This is a genomic window from Salegentibacter sp. UBA1130, from assembly GCF_002311535.1.
In the GTDB taxonomy this organism is placed as follows: domain Bacteria; phylum Bacteroidota; class Bacteroidia; order Flavobacteriales; family Flavobacteriaceae; genus Salegentibacter; species Salegentibacter agarivorans.
In genome coordinates, this window is record NZ_DCAP01000006.1 from 94,073 (window position 1) to 113,364 (window position 19,292).

At 38.1% G+C, this 19,292-nt stretch carries 13 protein-coding genes; 6 read left to right on the plus strand and 7 right to left on the minus strand.

Going from position 1 to position 19,292, the window contains the following annotated elements; all coding sequences use genetic code 11:
• Nucleotides 1–143 precede the first annotated feature (143 nt).
• The 6 genes from B4F31_RS01800 (at nucleotide 144) to B4F31_RS01825 (ending at nucleotide 9,819) form a co-directional block, all read left to right on the plus strand.
• Nucleotides 144–2,288, plus strand: a complete 2,145-nt coding sequence (locus B4F31_RS01800; RefSeq protein WP_286760474.1) for an alpha-glucuronidase family glycosyl hydrolase — start codon at nucleotides 144–146, stop codon at nucleotides 2,286–2,288.
• 17 nt (nucleotides 2,289–2,305) lie between these two features.
• Complete coding sequence (locus tag B4F31_RS01805; protein WP_208224399.1) at nucleotides 2,306–3,049, plus strand: SDR family NAD(P)-dependent oxidoreductase; 744 nt, start codon at nucleotides 2,306–2,308, stop codon at nucleotides 3,047–3,049.
• A gap of 1 nt (nucleotide 3,050) precedes the next feature.
• Nucleotides 3,051–4,220, plus strand: coding sequence for a mannonate dehydratase (gene uxuA, locus B4F31_RS01810; RefSeq protein WP_349675912.1), 1,170 nt, complete (start codon nucleotides 3,051–3,053; stop codon nucleotides 4,218–4,220).
• Nucleotides 4,221–4,378: 158 nt separating this feature from the next.
• Nucleotides 4,379–5,533, plus strand: a complete 1,155-nt coding sequence (locus B4F31_RS01815) for an endo-1,4-beta-xylanase (RefSeq protein WP_286760475.1) — start codon at nucleotides 4,379–4,381, stop codon at nucleotides 5,531–5,533.
• Between the two features lie 2 nt (nucleotides 5,534–5,535).
• Nucleotides 5,536–8,388, plus strand: coding sequence for a glycosyl hydrolase 115 family protein (locus B4F31_RS01820; protein ID WP_286760476.1), 2,853 nt, complete (start codon nucleotides 5,536–5,538; stop codon nucleotides 8,386–8,388).
• Nucleotides 8,389–8,484: 96 nt separating this feature from the next.
• Entirely contained in the window at nucleotides 8,485–9,819 is a 1,335-nt protein-coding gene (locus B4F31_RS01825; protein WP_286760477.1) for a Gfo/Idh/MocA family protein, read from the plus strand.
• Nucleotides 9,820–9,836: 17 nt separating this feature from the next.
• On the opposite strand, the gene B4F31_RS01830 is transcribed toward B4F31_RS01825, so the two are convergent.
• From B4F31_RS01830 to araA, 7 genes are all read right to left on the minus strand, one after another.
• Nucleotides 9,837–10,727 (minus strand): SMP-30/gluconolactonase/LRE family protein, encoded by an 891-nt coding sequence (locus B4F31_RS01830; protein WP_286760478.1) that lies wholly within the window; start codon nucleotides 10,725–10,727, stop codon nucleotides 9,837–9,839.
• A gap of 262 nt (nucleotides 10,728–10,989) precedes the next feature.
• Nucleotides 10,990–11,976 (minus strand): aldo/keto reductase, encoded by a 987-nt coding sequence (locus B4F31_RS01835; protein WP_075327901.1) that lies wholly within the window; start codon nucleotides 11,974–11,976, stop codon nucleotides 10,990–10,992.
• 36 nt (nucleotides 11,977–12,012) lie between these two features.
• Nucleotides 12,013–13,590: an NADP-dependent glyceraldehyde-3-phosphate dehydrogenase gene (locus tag B4F31_RS01840; RefSeq protein ID WP_093303406.1), complete on the minus strand. Its 1,578-nt coding sequence runs from the start codon at nucleotides 13,588–13,590 to the stop codon at nucleotides 12,013–12,015.
• 190 nt (nucleotides 13,591–13,780) lie between these two features.
• Nucleotides 13,781–14,728 carry an alpha/beta hydrolase gene (locus tag B4F31_RS01845; protein WP_075325817.1) on the minus strand — a complete coding sequence of 316 codons (948 nt, stop codon included), beginning with the start codon at nucleotides 14,726–14,728 and terminating at the stop codon, nucleotides 13,781–13,783.
• Between the two features lie 155 nt (nucleotides 14,729–14,883).
• Nucleotides 14,884–16,503 carry a sodium:solute symporter gene (locus tag B4F31_RS01850; RefSeq protein WP_075325816.1) on the minus strand — a complete coding sequence of 540 codons (1,620 nt, stop codon included), beginning with the start codon at nucleotides 16,501–16,503 and terminating at the stop codon, nucleotides 14,884–14,886.
• Between the two features lie 3 nt (nucleotides 16,504–16,506).
• Nucleotides 16,507–17,691, minus strand: coding sequence for an aldose epimerase family protein (locus tag B4F31_RS01855; protein ID WP_075325815.1), 1,185 nt, complete (start codon nucleotides 17,689–17,691; stop codon nucleotides 16,507–16,509).
• A gap of 23 nt (nucleotides 17,692–17,714) precedes the next feature.
• Entirely contained in the window at nucleotides 17,715–19,223 is a 1,509-nt protein-coding gene (araA, locus tag B4F31_RS01860; protein ID WP_093303409.1) for an L-arabinose isomerase, read from the minus strand.
• Nucleotides 19,224–19,292: the final 69 nt, after the last annotated feature.

Genomic DNA, 19,292 nt, shown 5'->3' on the forward strand with positions numbered 1-19,292 from the left:
TCATTAAATAAACGATTTTTTCTTAAAAATGTCTTAACAAATTAAACATAAATTTATCATAAACACAACCGATTGCATACAAAATTTTGTCGGCAAGCTTTTTTTGTCTAATTTTCAGCTCACAATCGTTTGATAATATTATAATGAATTTAAAGAAATTTATTTCCCTGGCCTTTTTATGCCTTTTCGCAGTCAATATTCAAGCCCAGAAAGGTTATGAACTCTGGTTAGATTATACAGAAATACAGGATCCTGGTGTTGAAAAAAAATATGCACCTTTTCTAAATAATGTGGAATTAATTGGTAATTCTTCTACAATTCAGGCTATAAAGGAAGAGTTACAACTAGCTCGAGAAGGTTTTGCTTTTGAAAATTCAAAACTCAGTAATGATTCAAAATTAATTATTGGAATACAAAGTAAACTGCCAACGGCAATAAGAAACATTGTCAATACTGAAAACCTGGGAGAAGAAGGTTATAAAATCACTTCTCTTAATAATGGAAAGACTATTGTAGTAAGTGGAAATTCTGAGATAGCGCTTCTTTATGGAACTTACGGCTTGCTTCGCGAAATGCAGCAAAAAAATGATATTTCAGATTTAAAAATTGAAGAAAAACCGGAAATCCAGAAGCGTGTTTTAAATCACTGGGATAATTTAGACCGCACGGTAGAACGTGGGTACGCCGGTTTTTCAATTTGGGATTGGCATCTTTTATCCGAACTTATAAAACCCGAATATAAAGATTACGCCCGAGCTAATGCTGCAATAGGAATTAACGGTACGGTCTTGACCAATGTAAATTCTAACGCGCTAATTCTAACCCCTCATTATATTGAAAAAGTAAAAGCCCTGGCCAAAGTTTTTCGACCTTACGGAATCCAGGTTTACCTAACGGCAAGATTTTCTGCCCCAATTGAATTAGGCGATCTTGATACTGCCGATCCTTTAAATGAAGATGTGAAGCAGTGGTGGAAAAACATTGCTGATGAAATATATGCTGAAATCCCCGATTTTGGAGGTTTTCTAGTTAAAGCTGATTCGGAAGGCCAACCAGGACCTTTTCAGTATAATAGAACCCACGTAGACGGCGCCAATATGTTGGCCGAAGCGGTTGCTCCCCATAACGGAATCATAATGTGGCGAGCCTTTGTTTATTCTGAAGAAGATCCTGACGATCGCGCAAAACAAGCTTACGACCAGTTTATTCCTTATGATGGAAAATTTGCAGATAATGTTTTGGTACAGGTTAAAAATGGTGCTATAGATTTTCAACCTAGAGAACCATTCCACCCAATGTTTGGGGCAATGCCAGATACTCCTTTAATGATGGAATTTCAAATAACTCAGGAATATTTAGGCTTCAGCTCTCACCTGGTTTTTCTTCCAAAACTGTTTGAGGAAGTTTTAGACGAAGACACTTATGCCGATGGTGAAAACTCTACGGTAGCCAAAGTAATTGACGGCACAAATTCAAATAAAAAATTAACCGGAATAGCTGGGGTTGCCAATATTGGTACTGAAAAGAACTGGACAGGACACCCCTTTGGGCAGGCAAACTGGTATGGCTTTGGGAGATTGGCCTGGGATCCTTATATGGATTCTAAAGATATCGCAGAAGAATGGTTAAAAATAAATTTTTCTAATGAAGAAGACTTTATAAAACCTATGACCGATCTCTTAATAGAATCTCGCGAAGCGGTAGTAAATTACATGACACCTTTGGGACTACACCATATTATGGCCACCAGTCACCATTACGGTCCGGGGCCCTGGGTAGACGATCTTGGCCGGCCAGAATGGAACCCCGTATATTATCATAAAGCTGATAAAAATGGGATAGGGTTTGATAGAACCAGTTTTGGCAGTAATGCACTTGCCCAATACGCTAAACCTATTGAAGAAAAATATAGCAATCCTGAAACCACGCCTGAAAAATACTTACTGTGGTTTCATCATCTTCCCTGGGACTACAAAATGGATAATGGTAAAACGCTTTGGGATAATATGGCTCTACATTATCAAAAAGGTGTAGAACAGGTTGAAGAAATGCAGGCTACCTGGAAAAAAATGGAACAATATGTAAATGAAACAGAATTTAAAAAAACCTCCATGTTACTGGAAATTCAGTTAAAAGAAGCAAAATGGTGGCGAGATGCATGCCTGAGCTATTTTCAGAAATTCTCTGAAATGGAGTTACCTGCCGGAGTACCTGAACCAGAACATAACTTAGAATATTATAAATCAATAGAACGTCCATATGCACCAGGTATAAATCCTTCCTGGTAACACAAAAATTTATAAAAATGACCAAACAATTAACAGCAATCGTAACGGGAGCAAACGCTGGACTAGGTTTTGCAACAGCCAAAAAATTCTGTGAAAAAGGAATTAAAACTTACGTAAACGGAAGAAATAAAGAAAAGACCGAAGAGGCCTGTAAAGAATTAGGCGAAAATGCCATACCCTTTATTCTGGATCTTAATAATTTAGATCAAATTCCCGCAGCGATAGAAAAGATTGGGCAGGAAGCCGAAAGTATTGATATTCTGGTTAATAATGCCGGGATTAATATGAAAAAAGAATTCCTGGAAGTAACCAATGAAGAATTTCAGAATATTTTACACACCAATGTTTTGGGACTTTTCGCAATTAGTCGGGAAGTGGCAAAAATAATGAAGAAGCAAAACTCGGGTAGTATCATCAATATTAGCTCGATGGCTGCCCAATATGGTATTCCTAAAGTTATTGCTTATTCTGCCAGTAAAACTGCAGTTGATGGGATGACGCGTGCTATGGCTGTAGATTTAGCGCAATTTGGAATTCGTGTAAACGCGGTGGCGCCCGGTTTTATTGAGACTAATATGTCTCGAAAAGCTTTAAACAACGATCCTGAAAGAAAAAATAAGGTTTTATCCAGAACGCCAATGGGTAAATTAGGGCAACCTTCAGATATTGCTGATGCAGTTTACTATTTTGCTACTAATGAATCATCATTTGTTACAGGAACAATTCTACCGGTAGACGGTGGAAATTCAATAGGATTTTAGGATGATTGCAATGCAACAAACCATGCGATGGTACGGCCCTAACGATGTACTATCGCTAAAAGATTTAAAACAGGCCGGTATAACTGGAATAGTTACCGCTTTACACGAAATTCCCGTAGGTGAGATTTGGACCAAAGAAGCTATTCTGGAAAGAAAAAATCTCATAGAAAGCCACGGCCTGGAATGGAGCGTGATAGAAAGCCTGCCGGTGCATGAAGACATAAAAAAAGAATCGGGAAACTATAAAGAATACATAGAAAATTATAAAGTAAGCCTTCAAAATATTGGCAAATGCGGTATTCGCGTTGTCGCTTATAATTTTATGCCAATTCTGGATTGGGTTCGCACAGATCATTTTCATGAAAATGAAGAAGGTGCTGCAGTTTTAAAATTCGATCCTTTAAAATTTGCCTATTTCGACTTATTTCTACTGAAAAGAAAAAATGCAGAAAAAGATTATACCGAAGAGCAAATTACCGCAGCCAAAAAAGTAGGTGACAATCTTTCTTCTGAAGAAAAAGATGAACTTTTTAAAAGTATTCTTTTAGGATTACCGGGAAGTACCGAAAATTTTACAGCCGAAATTATTAAAGATCTCCTGGAATCATATTCACATATTAACGATGAAAAATTACGCAAAAACCTCGTTAAATTTCTATCTAAAGTTACCCCAACAGCTGAAGAAAGCAATGTAAACCTCGCTATTCATCCAGACGATCCGCCGTTTTCGGTATTAGGCTTGCCACGTGTAGTGAGCAACCACGAAGACCTGAAATTTATCTTTGAAAACGTAAAAAGTAAATCCAACGGACTCTGTTATTGCACCGGGTCTTTAGGTGCAAATCCTGCTCACGATCTTCTTGAGATTTACGATGAATTTGAAGAAAGAATTCATTTTTTACACCTCAGAAATGTAAAAAAGAAAGTAACCGGAGTATTTATGGAATCTAACCATCTGGATGGTGATGTTCCAATGTTAGAAGTGGTGAAACGCATTATAAAAACAATGCAAAAAAGGAATCAAAGTATCCCAATGCGTCCAGACCACGGCTACCTGCATACTTTAGAAGCCAATAAAAACTATTATGCCGGCTATTCTTTTATAGGTAGGTTAAAAGGGCTCGCTGAATTGCGCGGACTCGAATTAGGATTACAGGAATCATTTAAATAATTACTATGAAGCTTCCATATTTCTACAAAACTGAATTTTCGGAGAACATATCTATCCTGCGAGGTTTTTTATAACTCGTAGGTTTTAATAAAAGACATACCTACAAGGTTTTATAAACCTTGTAGGATTTACACAAACGTTTATACACATTAGAAACTATGAATTCACTAAAAATATTTAAAAAATCGGTTTTTATTCTGGCAATTGCTGCAGCGTTTACCGCTTGCAAATCTAATACCGATTCTGAAGAAAAAGAAGTTAAAGCTCAAACAGAAGATTCTTCAGAAATGGGACTTAAAGATTATTATGAAGACTATTTCCCAATGGGTGTGGCGGTTGCGCCAAATTCTGTCAAAGGAAAATCGGCTGAATTGATCAAAAAGGAATACAACAGTATCACGCCAGAAAATGTGATGAAAATGGGACCTATTCATCCCGAAAAAGATAAATTCTATTGGGAAGACGCCGATCTACTCGCCGAATTTGCAAAAGAAAACAATTTAAAAATGAGAGGACACGCCCTGGTTTGGCATCAACAAACCGGCGGTTGGATTTTTGAAAACGAAAATGGCGGCAAAGTAAATAAAGAAGAGCTGTTAAAACGAATGAAAAATCATATAGATTCGGTTGTTCCGCGTTATTCAGATATTATTTATGCCTGGGATGTTGTAAACGAAGCCGTGGCAGATGATTCTACGAAAGTATATCGAGAATCAGAATGGCTTAAAATTGCTGGAAAAGATTTCCTGGTAAAAGCCTTTGAATATGCTCACGAAGCAGATCCAAATGTGAAGCTATTTTATAATGATTACAATGCGATTATTCCTGAAAAAAGAGACCGGATTATTGAATTATTAAAATATCTCCAGGAAAATAATGCTCCAATTGATGGTGTGGGAATTCAGGCTCACTGGTCTATTCACGGACCTTCAGAAGAAGAATTAAGAGAAGCCCTAGATTTGTATTCAGCATTAGGCCTGGAAATTCAAATTACCGAACTTGATGTTTCACTTTATCCCTGGGAAAAGGAACGCCGCGAACTTAAAGAAGGTGAATCAGATGAATTTACTCCAGAACTGGAACAAAAACAAATTGAAGTTTACGATATGTTTTTTAGGGTTTTTAGAGATTACAAAGACGTAATTACCGGGGTGACTTTCTGGAATATTTCAGACAGATATTCGTGGCTAGACACCTACCCTGTTGCGGGACGAAAGAATTATCCGCTTTTATTCGATGAAAATTTTGAACGTAAAAAAGCATACGAAAAAGTGGTTGAATTTGAAACCCAACCCGAAACCAAAACTCCTTAAAAATGCCAAAACCATCAATTATCAATTTGCAAAAAGTTTGCTCTCTTTTTCTTTGTTTCGGCTTTCTCCAAATTGCTTTTGCGCAAAAGGATTATGTAAGTTTTGAGAAGGTTGAAAAGGCTTTTCCATTAAATTCTGTAAGGCTATTTTTAGACTCAGAAGATCACGAGGGAGTTCATTTAGTTGCTGAAGATCTACAAACAGATTTCAAAAAAGTAACCGGCAATGAGCCTGAAATTTATTCAGAAGAAATCAATGGAAAGTACCCGGTAATTATTGGAACTATTGGAAAAAGTAAATTGATTGATGAGTTAATTACCAGCGCTAAGTTGGACGTTTCTGAAATAGAAGGAAAATGGGAAAACTTCTTAATTGAAGTGGTTAAAAATCCATCGCCGGGAGTAGAAAAAGCTTTGGTAATTGCTGGCAGCGATAAACGAGGAACTATTTTTGGAATGTATGATCTTTCAGAAAAAATGGGAGTTTCTCCGTGGCACTGGTGGGCAGATGTTCCGGTTAAAAAAGTAGAGCAATTATATGTAAAACCAGGAAGCTATACATCGGGAACCCCAAAAGTTAAATACCGCGGAATTTTTATAAATGATGAAGAACCTGGACTTGGAAATTGGGCCCGGGAAAAATTTGGTGGCATAAATAGCAAAATGTATGAACAGGTTTTTAAACTTATTCTGCGTTTAAAAGGAAATTATTTATGGCCTGCCATGTGGGGAAAAGCTTTTAATGAAGACGATCCTAAAAATCCGGTCTTAGCCGATAAATATGGGATTGTAATGGGAACATCTCATCACGAGCCTATGGTTAGGGCGCAAAAAGAATGGGGCACGCATCGCGAAAATTACGGGAACGGTGAATGGGATTACCAAACTAATGCTGAAGGTTTACGCGACTTTTGGAGAGACGGTTTTGAAAGAAACCAGAATTACGAAAATCTCGTAACCATAGGAATGCGTGGTGACGGGGACGAACCAATGACCGAGGGCACCGCTATAGAATTACTGGAAACTATTGTCGCAGATCAGCGCCAAATTATTGAAGAAGTTACCGGGAAACCGGCAAGTGAAACCCCGCAGGTTTGGGCTTTGTATAAAGAAGTCCAGGATTATTACGACCAGGGAATGCGCGTTCCCGATGATGTTACTTTACTCCTTGCTGATGATAATTGGGGAAACATACGAAAATTACCAGACCCGGAAGATGAACCCCGGGAAGGCGGCTACGGAATTTACTATCATTTTGATTATGTAGGTGGGCCGCGGAATTATAAATGGCTAAATACCACGCAAATTGAGCGGGTTTGGGAACAAATGAATCTTGCGTATCAATACGACGCTACCGAATTATGGGTGGTAAACGTAGGCGATTTAAAACCAATGGAATTTCCAATTAGTTTCTTTTTAGATTTTGCCTGGGATCCGGAAGCTATAGATGCTAATGATCTTAAAGATTATTCGAAAGATTGGGCCAAAAAGCAATTCGGCGAGGAATATGCTTCGGAAATTGATGAAATCTTAGATACATACACTAAGTATAATAGTCGCAGAAAACCTGAAATGCTGAGTCCGGAGACTTATAGTTTAATCCATTATAATGAAGCGGAAAACGTAGTAAAAGATTATAATAAATTAGTTAAAAAAGCAGAAGAAATATACAAGAGACTTCCTGCCGAATATAAAGACGCCTATTTTCAATTGGTTTTGTTTCCGGTAAAAGCATCGGCCAATTTAAATGAATTGTATGTGGACACCGCCAAAAACCAATTGTATGCAGAACAAGGTCGTGCTATAGCAAATTCTTATGCTGAAAAAGTAAAAGAATTATATAACATAGATTCAGCATTAACTGAAGAATATCACAATATCGCCGATGGCAAATGGAACCATATGATGTCGCAAAATCATATTGGCTATACTTACTGGCAACAACCCGAAGAACAGGTTATGCCAGAGGTTAAAACCATTGAAGTTGCTAAAAAACCTGAAATGGGTGTTGCAATTGAAGGTTCTAAAGAATCCTGGCCCGCTTCAAATGAAACGGCAAGACTGCCAGAATTTACTTTTGTAGCAGATCAAAAATATTATGTTGAAATCTTTAATAAAGGAAAAGGAACTTTCGATTTTAAAGTAAAGAAAAACGATAAATGGATTCAGGTTTCAGAAGAATCTGGTTCAGTTTCAGATCAAAAGAGAATTTCAGTTAGTATTGATTGGAACAAAGTTCCAAAGGGAAAATCTACAGGAAATTTTAGTATTCAGCAGGGCAGAAAATCAGTTAAAATTGAAGTTCCAATCCATAACATCAGTCCTGGAAACATAAAAGGTTTTGTAGAAAGCAACAATTATATTGCTATAGAAGCTGCCAATTATAGCGAAAAAGGCAATAACGAAAAAGGATGGACTTTAGTGCCGAATTTAGGAAAAACACGCTCAACAATGACTGCTTTTGCTAAAACCCCAACCCACGGAGAATGGTCAGAAAATAATCCATACCTGGCATATGATTTTCATAATTTAAGCACAGGAAATATGAAAATAGAATTCCTGCTTTCTCCTACACTCGATTTTCATAATAAGGGAGGGTTAAGATTTGCGTATTCTATTGACGATAAAGAACCGCAGATTATTAATTTGCATCAGGATACTAAAGATGATTGGGGTACTTCGGTAGGGAATAATATTACCAGGGTAACTTCAGAATTAAATCTAGAAGAAAAAGGAAATCATACGTTGAAAATTTGGGCTATAGATTCTGGAATTGCGCTTCAGAAAATAATTATTAGAAAAGGAGAAATAGGAGAATCTTATTTAGGCCCACCAGAGAGCAAAACTGCTAAATAAACAAAATTGAAGAAGATTTTCAGCTTTAAAAACCTGATTCCAGCCAATTAAAAAATAGTATATTCATCAGTGTAAAACCATTTAACTAAAAACAAGATGAGCAACCTCCCAAGACGAAAATTTTTGCAACAAACGGCATTGGCCACAGCCGGTTTAAGTTTATCTGGATCACTTTTAGCAAATCCTATTTCTATTTTTTCAGCAAATGATACGGTTAATTTTGGGGTAATTGGTTGCAAAGGTATGGGCTGGGCCAATATACAGGCACATTTAAAATTACCTAATATAAATTGTATAGCCCTGGCAGATATAGACCAGCGTGTTTTAGATGAAAGATCTGCCCAGATAAAAGAAATAAGCGGCAAGGCACCAACACAGTATAAAGATTATCGTAAAATGTTAGAAAACAAAGATATTGATGCGGTAATTATAGGCACGCCAGACCATTGGCATTGTTTAAATATGGTAGATGCCCTGCAGGCTGATAAACACGTATATGTAGAAAAACCTCTGGCTAACAGTATTGAAGAATGTAACGTAATGCTTGATGCAGGCAGGAAGTATAATAAAATGGTTCAGGTTGGCCAATGGCAACGAAGCGGAAAACATTATGACGATGCCATAAAATATGTGCAATCGGGTGAACTTGGGCAAATTCGATTAGTTAAATGCTGGGCTTACCAGGGTTGGATGAATCCGGTTCCGGTTAAACCCAATTCTACTCCACCGGATGGTGTAGATTACCAGATGTGGTTAGGCCCCGCGCCAGATAGGCCGTTTAACGAAAATAGATTTCATTTTAATTTTAGATGGTTTTGGGATTACGCCGGTGGCTTAATGACCGATTGGGGCGTCCACGAGATAGACATCGCACTTTATGCTATGGGAGCAAAAGCACCAAAATCAATTTTAGCTTCAGGCGGAAAATTTGCTTATCCTAATGATGCTTCTGAAACCCCGGACAATCTCCAAACCGTCTATGAATTTGAAGATTTTAACCTCTTATGGGAGCACGCCACGGGTATAGATGGCGGAAACTACGGAAGAACCGAGGGTATAGCTTTTATTGGAAATAACGGCACCTTAGTAGTAAACCGTGATGGCTGGGAAGTTATTCCTGAAGGAGAAAATAAAAATGATGAATGGGTGACCAAAACTAAAAGAATAGATCTAATTACTCCACAAGAAAATGCGTTAGAAAATCACGCCGAAAATTTTGTATCAGCTATTCGAGTAAACGATAGTTCAAAACTCACCTGCGGCGTAGAAACCGGAAGTATTGCCGCAATAACCGCTCATATGGGGAATATCGCCTATAAAACCGGAAAAAAACTGTACTGGAATGCTGAATCTGGATCATTCGAAGATGCTGAGGCAGATGCGTTGGTAAGAGCTAATTATCATAACGGCTGGAAACTCCCAAAAGTTTAAAAATCCACGTCTCAAAATTACCAGCGAACCCCTTTTACATTCATCTCCAGGCTGTAAAGAGCCTGTTGAGCAGTGATAAAAAGGGTTTGTTGGTTTTTACCACCAAAAGTCACATTGGCTGTCCAATCTTTATCTATTGGAATATGCTGAATTTTATTTCCAGATTTATCGAAAACTGTCACGCCCTTACCGGTAAGATAAATATTGCCCTTATTATCTATCGTCATTCCATCTGAACCTAATTCAGTGAAAAGTTTTTTATCTGAAAGGCTTCCATCAGGATTAATTTTATAAGAATAGGTTTTATTAGCACCTATATCGGCGATGTACAAGGTTTTCCCATCAGGAGTTCCAATAATTCCGTTAGGTTGTACCAGATCATCCACTACAATATTTATTTCGCCCTGCGGATTCACATAATAAACGCGCTCCTCTTCAATTTCCTTTTCGGTACGTTCCCAGTAATCCCTCTGATAATAAGGATCTGTAAAGTAAAGTCCGCCATCCGGACCAATCCATAAATCATTGGGACCGTTTAACCGATTTCCCTGGTAAGAATCAACTAAAACTTCAACCTCTTGTTCAGGATTAATTTTCCACATTTCAGAATTTTTATCAGCAGCGGCTAGAAGATTTCCCGCATCATCAAAATAAAGTCCGTTTGCCCGGCCCGAATTTTCCATAAAAACCGAAACAGCACCATCTTCTGCAGACCATTTATGGATTCTGTTGTTCGGCTGATCGGTAAAATATACATTCCCCTCAGCATCTGAAGCTGGCCCCTCAGTAAACTCAAACTCGTTTGAAATAAGCTGGGGTTTTTGCCCATCTTTAATCAAATTCTTTTGTGAGCTACAGGAAATAAATCCTAATCCGAGGATTACAAACGATAACAAATTTAATTTCATAGTTTCCATAAAAAAGCCTTTCTCTAAAGATAAAGAAAGGCTTTTAAAAGCAATTTAATCTGCTATATTTTAAGGCAAAATTTATGTAGAAATCTTTTCTCCAAGGTTATTTATCGTCATTCTGAATTTATTTCAGAATCTAAGCTTCATAGAATTATTTCAAGTTAGAAGCTGAAACAAGTTCAGCTTGACGAACCCTCAGCCCTGGCCTTCCAAATTCTAAATAAATCTATAAAGTTTTAGAAACTTTGCAGGAATAAAATTACCACCTGTGATGTACTTCCTGTTTTAGATATTCATCATAAATTTTATTCATTTCTTTAATTTTGTCGTTGCTAAGTTCAGGTCTATCATATATTGATAAATTTGAAAGCAATTGTTCTTCTTTGGAAGCCCCGGGAATGGTACAACTAACTTCCGGGAATTTTAAAATCCACTGTAAAGCTATTGGAGCTAAATTTTGAACTTCCGGGAACAACTTTTTAAGCTCTTCGACGGCTTTTAGACCGCGATCGAAGTCTATTCCTGAAAAGGTTTCTCCTTTATCGAAAGCTTCTCCATTTCGATTAAAATTCCGGTGATCTTCTTTATCAAAACTGGCATCTTTATCAAACTTTCCGGTTAACAATCCGCTGGCAAGGGGCACACGGGCTATAATCCCGATATCCTTCTTTTTAGCTCGTTCAAAGAAAAGCTCTGAAGGTCGCTGCCTGAATAAATTAAATATAATTTGAACGGTTTCTACATTATCATATTCAATCGCTTTTAAAGCTTCTTCAACTTTTTCAACACTAACACCAAAATGCAATATTTTACCCTGATCTTTTAATTTTTGAAAGGTTTCAAAGATCTCGGGGCGATAATATACATCGGTGGGTGGACAGTGCAACTGGATTAGATCTAGCGCTTCAAAACCGGTTCTTTTAAGACTTTCTTCTACATAAGCGGTCAGTGCTTCAGGCGTATAATTCTGTGCCGTATGCGGGTTGATTTGTCTTCCACATTTAGTAGCCACAAAAACACGCTCAGACCTGGATCTAACCACGCGGCCTACAGCTTTTTCGCTTAAACCGGCTTCGTAAACATCGGCCGTATCAATAAAATTAATTCCTTTATCTATGGCGGTATTAATGGTTTTTTCAGCAGTTTTATCACTAAAACCGGATCCCCACTTTCCACCTATTTGCCAGGTTCCGAGGGAAATCTCTGAAATTTCAAAACCTGTTTTTCCTAATTTTCTATAATTCATATAATTTTTTTCTTCTTTCAATTTACAAAAACCTCACTACAAGATATAATCTGTACTTACAAAATTGGAAGTTTTTGAGTTTAATAATTCCTGTAAGATCTCATTATTGTAATCATTATCTTTTGAAGCTACAAAAGTCCTAATTGAGAAAGATCTTAAGGCATCGTGAACACTTAGCGTACTTACCGCGGAATCTTTTCTTCCAGTAAAAGGAAAAACATCTGGCCCACGCTGGCAGGAACTATTAAGATTTACCCGGCACACTAAATTTACCAGTGTATCTATAAGCGGAGCGATTTCCTGAATATCCTTACCAAATAAACTAACTTGCTGGCCATAGCTGGAATCAGCCATTTCATCTAAAATCTCCTGAATATCTGTAAAAGGTTTAATTGGTACCACGGGACCAAATTGTTCTTCCTGGTAAACCCGCATTTTTTTGCTTACCGGGAAAAGAACTGCCGGATAGATATAATTTTCTGAAATTTCACCGCCCTTTTCATTTAAGATTTCAGCACCTTTTTCCCTGGCATCATCAATTAATTCTTTAATATAATCGGGTTTATCGGCTTCAGGCAAAGGAGTAAGTTTTACGCCATCTTCCCAGGGATTTCCGAATTTTAATGCATCTACTTTTTTAGCAAAACGCTTATTAAATTCCTCCCTGACATCTTCGTGAACATAAATAATTTTAAGCGCGGTACATCGTTGCCCGTTAAAGGATAAAGACCCCGAAATACATTCTTCTATAGCCAGATCTAAGTCGGCATCTGGTAAAATAATGGCCGGATTTTTCGCTTCCAAACCTAAAACCAGTCGTAATCGGTTTTTATATGGGTGCTGATCCTGCAATGCGATAGCCGATTTACTATTTCCAATAAGCGCTAACACATCAATTTTTCCTGCCGCCATTATAGGTGCTGCTACTTCCCTGCCACGACCATAAATTACATTTACCACACCAGGTGGAAAACTGTTTTTGAATGCTTCAAGAAGTGGAGAAATAAGTAGAACTCCATTTTTTGCCGGTTTAAAAATTACGGTATTTCCCATAATAAGGGCGGGAATTAACAAGGCAAAAGTTTCATTTAAAGGATAGTTATACGGTCCTAAACATAAAACCACGCCAAGCGGACCACGGCGAATATGCGCGTGAATACCATCGCGTTTAAAGAATTTCGCACTATCACGATCTAATTGTTTATAATCTTCAATAGTATCATTAATATATTCAACTGTGCGGTCAAATTCTTTGCGAGAATCGGGGAGCGATTTACCAATTTCCCACATTAAATATTTTACAACTTCTTCCCGGTTAGTTTGCATTTCGGCCACAAAATTCTGCATACAGGAAATTCGCTCTGAAACCTTCATAGTAGGCCAATCGCCCTGCCCTTTTGCATAAGCTTTACAAGCTGAATCTAAAACTTCTAGCGCAGAATCTTTATCCATATGCGGAATAGTACCCAGTAAAGTTGGTTTGTAATTCTCTATGGAAGAAATAGTGGAATAAACCTCATCTGTCTGGCCATTCCATTTAATCAACTCCCCATTACTAAGGTAGTGTTGTTGATGAAGCAAGTTTGTGATCTGAAATTCCTGTGGTATTTTCATAATTTAAGTTTAAAAAGCTGGTTTAATAAGAGTTAGTTTTAAAATATTTTCTGATTTTTAGAAAAACAATTACCGGGACAAAAGCTACAGTTTCATCCCGGTTATAGTTGTTTTATTACTTTTTTTCTTCTCCAGAATTGGTTAAGAAAAGGTCTTCAAGCATTTAAAATTACACAAAAAAAACCTCACATTATTCTTCAGTATTGGATACAAGAAATTTATTAACCTTCAACCAGTGAATAAAAGCATCAAACCAGCGGTTACTGGTACGGTCTGGATTTCCAAGTCCGAAGCCATGGCCTCCATTTTGATAAAGATGAAACTCCACCGGTTTTCCGGCCTTATGCCAGGACTCGATTAAACCAAATTCTCCGTAGAAGAGAAAATCATCGGCAGCAATAACGTTGAACATAGGAGGAGCATCTTCTGGAACTTCTACTTCATTTAAACCTCCATAAATTGGAGCGATAAATGCCAGATCCATGGTTTTGGAATTAAGTGTTGAATGCATGGTAAGACCGGCACCGGCCGAAAATCCCATCATACCTATATTGTTTGTATCAACTCCCCATTCTTCAGCCCGCTCAACGATCATAGCATAAGCAGCCTCGGCATCTTCGAGTTGGTTAGAAAGGTTAGAACGCGGTCTTTCCAGGCGCGTTTCCGGCGTGTCATCTGAAGATTCAGCTGGAGGAGTGGCTGGTCTTTCCATGGACGCCCTAAAATCATCCAGAGATTTAGGAGTTGGGTGTAAGCGATATTTTAGTACAAAAGCGGTGATTCCCTGTTCTGCAAGCGCTTCGGCAACTTCCCAACCTTCATTACCTAAAGAAAGCCACCTAAAGCCCCCACCGGGAGCTACAATTACAGTTGTTCCGTTGGCTTTTTCAGGATCGGGCAGAAATGGGGTAAGAGTCGCTTTGGTTATATTTCTCGCCATGGGATCTCCCCACTGGCGAAACCAGGTTTCTGAAGCGGGTTGATCTTCAACCCCACCTGTTTCTAACGGAATAGCATTAGGTTCTTGAGGAGTTTCAAGAGGGTAGATTGTTCCGTCTTGCGCCATTCCCGATGCAGCAACGAGGAATAAAATCGACCAAATGGCAGACTTTGCTAAGTTAATTGGTGTGTTAGACATAATAAATTAGTTTTAAAGTTAGTTATTCAAAAAAATATAATTCACATTTTAAGGTTCACTTATTATTAATCGCATCTCCAATACTTCCTGCTCAACCTGGTCGATTTTAATATATCTATATAAGTTCCATTTTAGGCCTACTATTTACTCAGCAGTTATCTTCCGTTAAAGAAAATCATCACTCCAATAACCAATAGTACTACAAGAATAGAAACTACAATATCAACCCAGTTATAGCTGTTTTTGTTGTTTTTCTTTTCTTCTTCAGAAATTGTCTGGAACGTAAGATTATCGGTTTTAATTTTTGAAGGAATACTGGTTAAGAAACTTACCACGGTAATTAGCACTACACAGAAAAGGAAGAACCAGGCCGCGAAAGTTAAAAAGTTAATATCTCCTACCAGGAATAAGAACCCGTCTGGATCTAAGGAATCTTTAAATAATTCCAGGATAATCCTGAGAGCTCCTACAATAAATCCAACTACTAAAGTCACAAAAGCACCCTGTGCGTTTATACGCTTATAGAAAATACCCAGTAAGAATACAGCGGTAATTGGAGGTGCGATATATGATTGTACTTTCTGTAAATATTCATATAAAACTCCGGAAATATTCGCCATAATCGGGATCCAAATAATTCCGATGATCACGATAATCACAGTTGCGATTTGCCCGGTTCTCACCAGTTTTTTCTCCGGGGTATTTGGTCTCAATTTTTTATAAATATCTACCGTAAATAATGTAGAACAAGAATTAAAAACTGAAGCTAAAGAACTCATTAATGCAGCAAGTAATCCGGCAGCTACAAGTCCGCGTAATCCTGAAGGTAATAAGTTACTCATCAAAACAGGAAAAGCTTCATCTGGGCTATCCCAATGTAATTCTCCACGCATCTTAAGCGTAAGGGCGATAATACCCGGAATTAAGAATAAGAATACCGGAAGTAATTTTAGTAAAGCGCCAAAAATAGTTCCTCGTCTTCCTTCTTTAATATTTTTTGCAGTAAGTGCACGTTGTACAATATACTGGTCTGTACACCAATACCAAATACCAACAATTGTACTGGTAATTAAAAGTGATGGCCAGGGAAAATCGGGATCTGAAGCAGAGCGCCACATATTAAGATATTCGGGCGTTACGGTTTCTTTCATACTTGCCCAACCTCCTACTTCATCTAAGCCGATAAACGTAAGGGCGGCAGCACCAAGCACAAGAATAATAGCTTGCAGGGTTTCCGTATAAACAACTGCCCGCATTCCGCCTAAAACGGTATAAATACCGGTTAAGATTACCGTAGAAAGTGCTCCGGTCCAGAAATTGATTCCGAGTAAAGCAGAAACCACAATACCTCCCGCATAAATAGTTACCGAAATTTTTGTAAGTACATAGGCGATTATAGAAAATACAGATAACACCCATCTTGACCTGGCATCAAATCGTTTTTCGAGAAATTCGGGCATTGTAAAAACACCACTCCTGGCGTAAAATGGTAAAAATACCCAGCCAAGAATAAGCACTACCCAGGCCTGTATTTCATAAATAAGCATTGGCAGCTTATTCCCCGCACCGGCACCGGCAAGGCCAACAACGTGTTCTGACCCAATATTGGATGCAAAAATAGAAGCTCCAACAACAAACCAACCCACATTCCTCCCAGCAAGAAAATAATCTTCGGTATTAGACTGTTTTTTTCTTATTACCCAAAAGGCAATTCCTGCTAACACCAAAAAGTACAGGCTAATCGCAATCCAGTCATAAATATCTAATGCTTTCATAACTTATTTTACTGAAAATTTAAAACTGGTTTTTGAAGAATAAGTCTCTCCCGGCTCCAATACTACAGAAGGAAAACCTTCCTGATTTGGAGAATCTGGGTAATGTTGCGTTTCAAGACAAAAGCCACTTCTATGACCGTAGTTTCCCTCGCCATCTGCCTGGGGAAGTGTCCCGTCTAGAAAATTCCCAGAATAAAACTGAATTCCCGGCTCATTGGTGTGAACCTCCAGCATTCTACCACTTTCCTCGTGATAAGCGGAAGCTGCAAAGCGCATTCCACTATCCTGCTCATTTAACACCCAGCAATGATCGTAACCCTGGCCACGTTCCAGTTGTTCATTTTTTCCTTCAATATGCTGTTCCACGGTTTTCGCTTCGCGAAAATCAAAAGGAGTTCCTGCCACATCCTTTAATTCTCCTGTTGGGATCAAAGTTTCGTTTACCGGTAAAAATTCATCAGCATTTATTTCAATTTTATGATCTAAAATAGTTTCAGAAAAATCTCCTGAAAGGTTAAAATAAGCGTGCTGGGTTAAATTCAATACTGTTTTCTTATCGGTTGTAGCATTATAATCTACTTCCAGGGCGTTATCCTCAGTTAAAGTGTAAACCACCGTAGTTTTCAGGGTTCCAGGATAACCTTCTTCCATATCTTCACTTATATAAGAAAGGCTAAGAGAATTTGCACTGGCATCATCAACAGTCCAAACCACTTTATCAAAACCTTTTTCACCACCATGCAGATGATTTTGCCCGTCATTTTGAGCCAGGGTATACTCTTCTCCGTCTAAGGTGAATTTTCCATTTGCAATGCGATTTCCAAAACGGCCAATTAAAGCTCCAAAAAACGGATTGTCCTTGGTGTATTGCTCTAAAGAATCAAATCCTAAAACCACATTCTCAAATTCGTCGTTCTTATTGGGAGCTTTTAAAGAAGTAATTCTACCACCATAAGTGATGATTTTTACTTCCATTCCATTTTCATTGGTGAGCGTATATTGCGCTACTTTTTCACCATCAGATGTGGTACCGTAGTCTTCTTTTTGCATTTCCGTTTTTTGGCTTTTTTCGGTATTCATTTCATTTTCTTTAGTTTCAGCTTCCTTGTCGCTATTTTTACACTGAATAAAAAACAAGGACAGAAAAACTATCCCGAAGCCGAAAAGATTATTTTTTGAAATTTTCATAATTAGATGCGTTAGGTTAGAAATTACATTCCGTGTTGAAACATATGGTAATACGCCTCATTAGCGTTTATTTTATCTTTAAATTCCCTAATACTGGTTTTGTCATCAATAACTAGTAGTTCAATCCCGGCTATATCGGCAAAATCTTCCAAAAACTCAGTGGTTAATGCCTGTGTATACACCGTGTGATGTGCTCCCCCGGCTAAAATCCAGGAAGTAGCGGCAACTTCAAGATTGGGTTTTGCATCCCAAAGCACACGCGCTACCGGTAAATTTGGTAAATCGGCTTCCGGCGCTACCGCTTCCACTTCGTTTACAATTAACCTAAACCTATTGCCCATATCTATTAACGATGCATTTAAAGCATCGCCCTTTGGAGCGTTGAATACCAGTCTTACCGGATCTTCTTTTCCACCAATTCCAAGCGGATGAACTTCACAGGTTGGCTTAGCATCAGCAATTGAAGGACAAATTTCCAACATATGCGAGCCTAAAACATAAGATTTTTGTGGGGTGAAATGATAGGTATAATCTTCCATAAAAGAAGTCCCTTCTTCTAATCCAACAGCCATAACTTTCATAGCACGTAAAAGCGCTGCGGTTTTCCAATCGCCTTCTGCGCCAAAACCGTAACCATCTGCCATTAGCCGTTGTACGGCAATACCCGGAAGTTGTTTCAGCTTTCCAAGGTTTTCAAAAGTATCGGTAAAAGCTTTGAAACCACCTTCGTCTAAAAATGATCTTAATCCTAATTCAATTTTAGCGGCGTCCACCAAAGAATCTCTTTGTGAACCACCCTCTTTCAGGTCCTGGCTTAAGTTATAATCAGCTTCATATTTCTTCAGTAATTCATTTATTTTTTCTTCTGAAATTTTATCGATATGCGCTACAACTTCTGAAGAATCATAACCGTTTACGGCCATTCCAAATTTCATTTCCGCAGCAACTTTATCACCTTCGGTAACGGCTACATTGCGCATATTATCTCCAATACGCGCTACTTTTAGATGCTGCAGTTCGTCCCAACCTAAAACCACTCGAGACCAAATCCCAAGTTTTTGCTGAACGCGATCTGTTTTCCAGTGACCAACAATTACTTTACGCTTTTTACGCATTCTGCTCATCATAAAACCAAATTCCCTGTCTCCGTGCGCTGACTGATGAAGATTCATATAATCCATATCAATTTTACCCCACGGAATTTCAGCATTAAATTGCGTATGTAAATGGCAAAGAGGCTTTTTAAGTAAGCTTAGCCCCTTAATCCACATTTTGGCAGGCGAAAAAGTATGCATCCAGGCTACGATTCCAATACAATTTTTATTGGCATTGGCGTCCTGACAAATATCAGTGATCTCATCTGCGGTCTTTACCGTGTCTTTCCATACTATTTTCAGCGGAAGATGTTTCGACTCGTTAAGTCCGTTTACAATTGCCTTTGAATCGGCGGCAACCTGGTTTAAGGTTTCATCGCCGTATAAATGCTGGCTCCCGGTGACGAACCATATTTCTTTTGCTTCTATATTTATCATTTGAATTCAGAATTATTTAGTTTTTTAAAAAACCCCACAGGTTTTTGAAGCCTGTGAGGTGATTATTAG

What these genes read in the sequence shown, in the direction of transcription:
- B4F31_RS01800 (WP_286760474.1), top strand. Translation starts at nt 144, where the DNA reads ATGAATTTAAAGAAATTTATTTCCCTGGCCTTTTTATGCCTTTTCGCA.
- B4F31_RS01805 (WP_208224399.1), top strand. Translation starts at nt 2,306, where the DNA reads ATGACCAAACAATTAACAGCAATCGTAACGGGAGCAAACGCTGGACTA.
- uxuA (WP_349675912.1), top strand. Translation starts at nt 3,051, where the DNA reads ATGATTGCAATGCAACAAACCATGCGATGGTACGGCCCTAACGATGTA.
- B4F31_RS01815 (WP_286760475.1), top strand. Translation starts at nt 4,379, where the DNA reads ATGAATTCACTAAAAATATTTAAAAAATCGGTTTTTATTCTGGCAATT.
- B4F31_RS01820 (WP_286760476.1), top strand. Translation starts at nt 5,536, where the DNA reads ATGCCAAAACCATCAATTATCAATTTGCAAAAAGTTTGCTCTCTTTTT.
- B4F31_RS01825 (WP_286760477.1), top strand. Translation starts at nt 8,485, where the DNA reads ATGAGCAACCTCCCAAGACGAAAATTTTTGCAACAAACGGCATTGGCC.
- B4F31_RS01830 (WP_286760478.1), bottom strand. Translation starts at nt 10,727, where the DNA reads ATGAAATTAAATTTGTTATCGTTTGTAATCCTCGGATTAGGATTTATT.
- B4F31_RS01835 (WP_075327901.1), bottom strand. Translation starts at nt 11,976, where the DNA reads ATGAATTATAGAAAATTAGGAAAAACAGGTTTTGAAATTTCAGAGATT.
- B4F31_RS01840 (WP_093303406.1), bottom strand. Translation starts at nt 13,590, where the DNA reads ATGAAAATACCACAGGAATTTCAGATCACAAACTTGCTTCATCAACAA.
- B4F31_RS01845 (WP_075325817.1), bottom strand. Translation starts at nt 14,728, where the DNA reads ATGTCTAACACACCAATTAACTTAGCAAAGTCTGCCATTTGGTCGATT.
- B4F31_RS01850 (WP_075325816.1), bottom strand. Translation starts at nt 16,503, where the DNA reads ATGAAAGCATTAGATATTTATGACTGGATTGCGATTAGCCTGTACTTT.
- B4F31_RS01855 (WP_075325815.1), bottom strand. Translation starts at nt 17,691, where the DNA reads ATGAAAATTTCAAAAAATAATCTTTTCGGCTTCGGGATAGTTTTTCTG.
- araA (WP_093303409.1), bottom strand. Translation starts at nt 19,223, where the DNA reads ATGATAAATATAGAAGCAAAAGAAATATGGTTCGTCACCGGGAGCCAG.